The sequence below is a fragment of the Comamonas sp. genome (assembly GCF_036666375.1).
In the GTDB taxonomy this organism is placed as follows: domain Bacteria; phylum Pseudomonadota; class Gammaproteobacteria; order Burkholderiales; family Burkholderiaceae_C; genus Comamonas.
The window spans coordinates 1-5,510 of sequence record NZ_JAVWWA010000183.1; the positions used below are offsets into that span (position 1 = coordinate 1).

At 68.1% G+C, this 5,510-nt stretch carries 3 protein-coding genes; all 3 read right to left on the minus strand.

The window, feature by feature from the left end; translation table 11 throughout:
* Nucleotides 1-175 precede the first annotated feature (175 nt).
* Nucleotides 176-1,513 carry a methyl-accepting chemotaxis protein gene (locus tag RR928_RS24110; RefSeq protein WP_332539738.1) on the minus strand — a complete coding sequence of 446 codons (1,338 nt, stop codon included), beginning with the start codon at nucleotides 1,511-1,513 and terminating at the stop codon, nucleotides 176-178.
* A gap of 23 nt (nucleotides 1,514-1,536) precedes the next feature.
* The gene (locus RR928_RS24115; RefSeq protein ID WP_332539737.1) at nucleotides 1,537-3,675 is read right to left on the minus strand and encodes a putative bifunctional diguanylate cyclase/phosphodiesterase; all 2,139 of its coding nucleotides are present in this window, start codon (nucleotides 3,673-3,675) and stop codon (nucleotides 1,537-1,539) included.
* Between the two features lie 129 nt (nucleotides 3,676-3,804).
* A complete protein-coding gene (locus RR928_RS24120; protein ID WP_332549004.1) occupies nucleotides 3,805-5,169 on the minus strand; it encodes a tetratricopeptide repeat protein in 1,365 nt (454 codons plus the stop codon).
* Between the last annotated feature and the right edge of the window lie 341 nt (nucleotides 5,170-5,510).

Genomic DNA, 5,510 nt, shown 5'->3' on the forward strand with positions numbered 1-5,510 from the left:
AGCGCCACAGCATGCAGATCGAGATCCGCCGCCCGATCTACATGGACGAGGAATCACGCGAACGCAATGCCAATTTCGCGGCGGTGCGCAACGACATCACGGGGCTGCTCAAGACCATGGCGGCATATTTCGCGGCGCAGCCGGCATGGTCCGGCAGCCCAGCCGCAGCGCATTCCTAGCGCTGGAGCACCGCGTTCTGCAGCTGCAGCACCGCCGCGCGCGTGTCGCCCAGCCGCGCGTCCTGGGCGTTGGAGGCCTGGATGATCTGGTCCATGATGTCGCTGGCGCGCGCCGCCGAGGCCAGCATCTGGCGCATCATGTCGCCGGATTCGTTGACGCGCGCCACGCCCTGCTGCACCGAATCGGTCGAGTGGCCTATGACCGTCTTGACCTCCCTGGCTGCATCGGCGCTGCGCTGCGCCAGGCTGCGCACCTCGTTGGCGACCACGGCAAAGCCGCGTCCATGTTCGCCGGCGCGCGCCGCCTCGACGGCCGCGTTCAGCGCCAGCAGATTGGTCTGGAAGGCAATGCCGTCAATGAGCCCGACCATCTCGCCTATGCGCCGGGAGTCGGCCATGATGCGTGACATCGCATCGACGGCGTTGTCCAGCGTCGTGTCGCCCTGCTGGGCAATGCGGGCGACCTCCCTGGCCTGGCCATGCGCGTCGCGCGCCTGCGCCACGCTGTCGCGCACCAGCTGCTGCAGCTGTTCGAATGCCGCCTGCACCAGCTGCGTGGCCTCGAAGCGGGCGGTGATGTCGGTGGCGTATTTGACGACCTTGAAAGGCCGGCCCGACGGGTCCAGCACGGGGCTGTAGTTCGCCTCGATCCAGACATCGTTGCCGCGACGCCCCACGCGCCGGAACTGGCCCTGGTATTGCTGGCCCTGGGCGAGCTGCGCCCAGAATGCCGCGTAGTCGGCGCTGTGCCGCTCCTGGGGCGCGACAAACATGCTGTGGTGCTTGCCGACCAGCTCCTGCTCCGATGCATAGCCCAGCGCGTCGAGAAAATTGCGGTTGCAGCGCAGGATGCGCCCGTCCAGGCCGAACTCGATCACCGCCTGGGCCTCGCCCACGGCGGCCAGCTGGCTGGCGGCTTCGGCGTCGCGCAGCACTTCTGCCGAGATGTCCATGGCGTACATCACCACCCGCCGCACACGGCCCCTGCCGTCAAGCACGGGGCAGTAATTGGCCTGCAGCCAGACCGGGTGGCCGGCGGCCGCCAAGTGGCAGCAGCGCCCGACAAAGGCCTTGCCGGATTCGAGCTGCGCCCAGAACGCGCGATACGCGGCTTCGTCGCAGGCCGCCGGGTCCAGCAGGATGCGCTGCGGGCGCCCGCGCAGCGCATCGAGCCTGTAGCCCGTCAGTTCCAGGAACTGCGGATTGGCCTGCAGGATATGCCCGCGCGCATCGAATTCGACGACGGCCTGGCTGCGGTACAGCGCCTGCATCTGGGGGCCGCTGCGCTCGGCGCGCAGGCCCAGTCGAGCCAGGAGGGAACGGATAACACGCATGAAGTGACCTTGGGTTGTAAGGCTCAGCGGCCTTGGGGCGGGTGTTGCGGGGTCTGGGCGCTGCCGTCGCCGGCATCGAGCGGCTGGTCCGCCTGCAGCCAGGCCATCAGCGCGGCAGCGGACATGGGGCGGGCGAAGTAGAAGCCCTGGAACTCGTCGCAGTCGACGGCCCGCAGCATGTCGTGCTGGGCCCGGGTCTCCACGCCTTCGCCGACCACGCGCATGCCCAGCGCATGCGCCAGTTTCACCACCGCGCCGACCACGGCGCGCGCCTGTGCGCTGTGCTCGAGGTCGCTGACGAAGCTGCGATCGATCTTGAGCTGCCGGGCCGGCAGCTGGCGCAGATAGTTGAGGCTCGAGTAGCCGGTGCCGAAGTCATCGATGGACAGGAACACGCCGATGCGCGCCAGCCCTTCAAACGTGTGCTGGGTGGCGCGCAGATCCTCCATGGCGACCGATTCGGTGATCTCGCACAGCAGTTGCGCGGCATCGATCCCGTGGGTGCGCAGCGCGTCCTCTATGCGCTCGGCCAGGTCGGTTTCGCGCAACTGGTGCACCGAGAGATTCACCGCCACGCGCATGTGCAGCCCCTGGGCGGCCCATTCGGCCATCTGCCGGCAGGCTTCATGGATGACCCAGTTGCCCAGTTCGCCTATCAGTCCGAAGCGCTCGGCCAGGCCGATGAACATGGTCGGGCCCAGGGTGCCGTGCACGGGATGGTTCCAGCGCAGCAGGGCCTCGACGCCGCTGCTGCGGCCCTGCTTGCCGTCGATCTTGGGCTGGTAGTGGAGCATCAGCTCGCCGCGCGCGGCGGCGCCGCGCAGCTCGTTTTGCAGCGCCAGCTGCCAGGCGGCGTCGGACTCCATGTGCGGCTCGAAAACCACGCAGCGCGCGCCGCCGGCGCGTTTGGCGGCATACATGGCGGCATCGGCGTTGGCCACCAGCTTGCCGGCGTCGCCCGTCCCGGGATAGGTGACCAAGCCTATCGAGCCGGCAATCTGCACGGTCTTTTCGGCCACGCCAAAAGGCTGGGACAGCGCGGCCAGCGCGCGCTGCGCGACGCCCACCGCCTCGGCCTCGCCCGCGATGCCTTCGAGCAGGATCAGGAATTCATCGCCGCCCACGCGCGCCACCATGGCCGGCGCCCGCACCGCCTGCTGCAGCCGTTCGGCGGCACTGCGCAGGATGTGATCGCCCGCGGCGTGGCCAAACGAGTCGTTGATGGGCTTGAAGCCATCCAGGTCGACAAACAGCACGGCCAGACTGCCTTGCGCGTGCTCCAGCCGCTGGCGCGCGAGCCGCAGCCGGTCCTCGAAATGCAGCCGATTGGGCAGGCCGGTCAGCGCGTCCGACAGCGCGCGCTTTTGCAGCTCGTCGTTGGCCGCCTGCAGCCTCAGGTTGCTGTCCTGCAGCGACTGCGTCAGCCGCAGTGCCGTGCTTTGCAGGCGCGCATCGAGCACCGAGGCAAACAGCATGCTGATCAGCAGCAGCACGGAGGCCATCAGCACCAGCGCGGTCAGCGCCGGGCCGTTGAGTTCGCCGGCACTGCGGCATACTGAGCCTACGCTGAAGCTGGCCGCGGCCATGCCGGTGTAGTGCATGCCGCAGATGGCGAGCGCCATCACCAGCGCGGCGCCCAGCTGTACCGCAAACCGCCGGGCGCGCCTGGCCTGGCGAAACGCCGCGTAAAGCCACAATGCCGTGGCCGAGGCCAGGATGGCAATCAGCACGGAAAGCGCGACCAGCGCCCAGTCCCAGACGATGGCCGGCGTCATCTCCATGGCGCCCATGCCGATGAAGTGCATGCCGCTGATGCCCAGGCCCATGACCACGGCGCCCAGTGCCAGGTCGCGGCGCGGGGCGCGCCTGCCGCTGGCAAGATGCAGCGCCAGGCCCGACACCGCCACGGCTGCCAGCCAGGAGAGCAGCGTCAGCGCGCCATCGAAGCCCACCGGAATCGGCAGCACGAAGGCCTGCATGCCCAGGAAGTGCATGGACCAGATGCCCGTGCCCATGACCACCGAGCCTGCGGCCCACCAGGCAAGCCGGCCCTGGTGGCCGGGGCTGCGCACCTGCCGGGCGAGATCCAGGGTCACATAGGACGCGAGCAAGGCGATCGCAAAGGAAGCCGCCACCACGTAGGGGTCGTGGCTGACGCGCATGAAACTGTTCACTTGGGAGAAATTCTGGTTGCGACCCGCATGGGCAAAGACGAGTCGGCCAGTCAAAACATGGCGCAACAAGGGCCCACACTGAACGAGCTGGACGGCAGTGTATGAAGCGGGGCGCGTTCAATCCTGATCGAAAGATGATTTCTGCGATGGCGACTGTCCGCGCCCTATGCGCTTGAGCACGCTGCGCCCGCGCGCGTCGGCCAGCACGGCGCCGTGGATCTCGGGCAAATGCAGCAGCAGCGGCAGAATGCTGACCCGCGCCGCGTATGCCTGCTCGATGCGCTCGAAGGCATCGTCCACTTCGCCCAGGAGCAACAGTGCCGCGACATGCGAAAGCCGCAGCGTGGGGCCTTCGTCGTCCTGGGCGCGGATAGAGCGCCAGGCCGCCGCGTGGTCGCCGCAGCGCGCGTGGATGTACGCGAGATTCGAGTTGCACAGCGGCCAGGCCAGGCAGTCCACGCGCACCTGCCGAGCGCGCTCGGTCAACGCGGCGCTGGGCGCCTGCGCGGCCTGCAGCGAGATCCAGTAGAGATTGGCCGCAGCGCTGTCCGGAAAACGCGCGCACATGTCGGCCACCACGTCGACCGCGCGGTCCATGTGCCCCAGCGCCAACAGCGCGCGCGCGTACATGATGGATATCGCGACGGAAAACGGGCGCAGCGCGTGCGCCGTCTGCAGTGCCGCCACGGCCGGCTCGCGCCGGCCCTGCGCCAGCAGATGCCAGCCGTGGTTGTAGTGCGTCGCGGCATCGTCGGCCGCGAGTTGCAATGCGCGTCGGTGCAGGGGCAGGGCCTCGGCAAAGCGCCAGCTGCAGTCGAGCAAATGCGCATGGGCGGAGATCAGGCCGCTGCCCGGTGTGCCGCGCTCCATGGCCGGCGCCAGCAGGCGCAGACCCTCGTCGGTGTGCGGGCGGCCATCGGCCATGCCAGAAGTCACCTGCGCGGCCAGGCAGATGGCCAGATGCAAGCGCGCCGCGAGATAGTTGCCATCCTGCTGCAGCACCGCGCGCAGCAATTGCTCCGACTGCTGCAGCGAGAAGCGGGTGCGCAGGTGGATCAGGCTTTCGCAATGCGACACCGTCTCGGCAAGCCGCGAGGGTGCCTGGGCAATGTCCATCAACCGTCGATGGAAGGCCGTCTGATGCAGCGGCACCGGCGTATGGACGGTACCGATGTCGCCGCAGCGTTCCACGCTGTAGCCCTGGCCGTAGAGCGCCTTGATGGACAGCCCCGGCACCGCGCCCAGCACCTTGCGCGCGCGCGCCACGCAGCGCGCCAGGCTTTCATCCGACATCATCCGACCAGCCCAGATGTGCTGCTGGAACTCGTCCTTGCGCACCACGTGGGGCCAGCGCAGCAGCAGGCGGTGCAGAACGGCCATCTCCTTGGGAGCCAGATCAAGCTTGACGGCGTTGAGATACACATTGCCATCGGCATCCACCGCCAGCCCGCCCCAGGGCTGCGTGCTTACAGACTCGGTCATATCGATATTCGCCGTCCAGTAGCGTGCACGTCGTCAGGAGCAGAAAGAAGGCACTGATCCTTTGCTGAGTTCGCACCAAATGCCGCCCGCGCACAGGCCCCCAAGCGGCCAAGGCATTGTGGAGCATCGATTGCAACTGGTTACTTTCCGACCACAGAAACAGGGCAATCTCTATGGGATTTATGACCTACATCAATTTTATGTATGGGCTGGGTGGGCATGGCCCCGGCCTTTGAAGCTCCCGGCCTGACGGCGCGCCGGGAGTCCTGATCAGCGGCTGATGGCGGTGCGCAGCGCCACGCCATCGCGGCCCGGGTCGGCGCCGCCGTGCAGTCCGTCGG

Bases quoted from the DNA above. Each gene is read 5' to 3' on its own strand.
- RR928_RS24115 (WP_332539737.1), bottom strand. From the start codon at position 3,675: ATGCGCGTCAGCCACGACCCCTACGTGGTGGCGGCTTCCTTTGCGATC.
- RR928_RS24120 (WP_332549004.1), bottom strand. From the start codon at position 5,169: ATGACCGAGTCTGTAAGCACGCAGCCCTGGGGCGGGCTGGCGGTGGAT.
- RR928_RS24110 (WP_332539738.1), bottom strand. From the start codon at position 1,513: ATGCGTGTTATCCGTTCCCTCCTGGCTCGACTGGGCCTGCGCGCCGAG.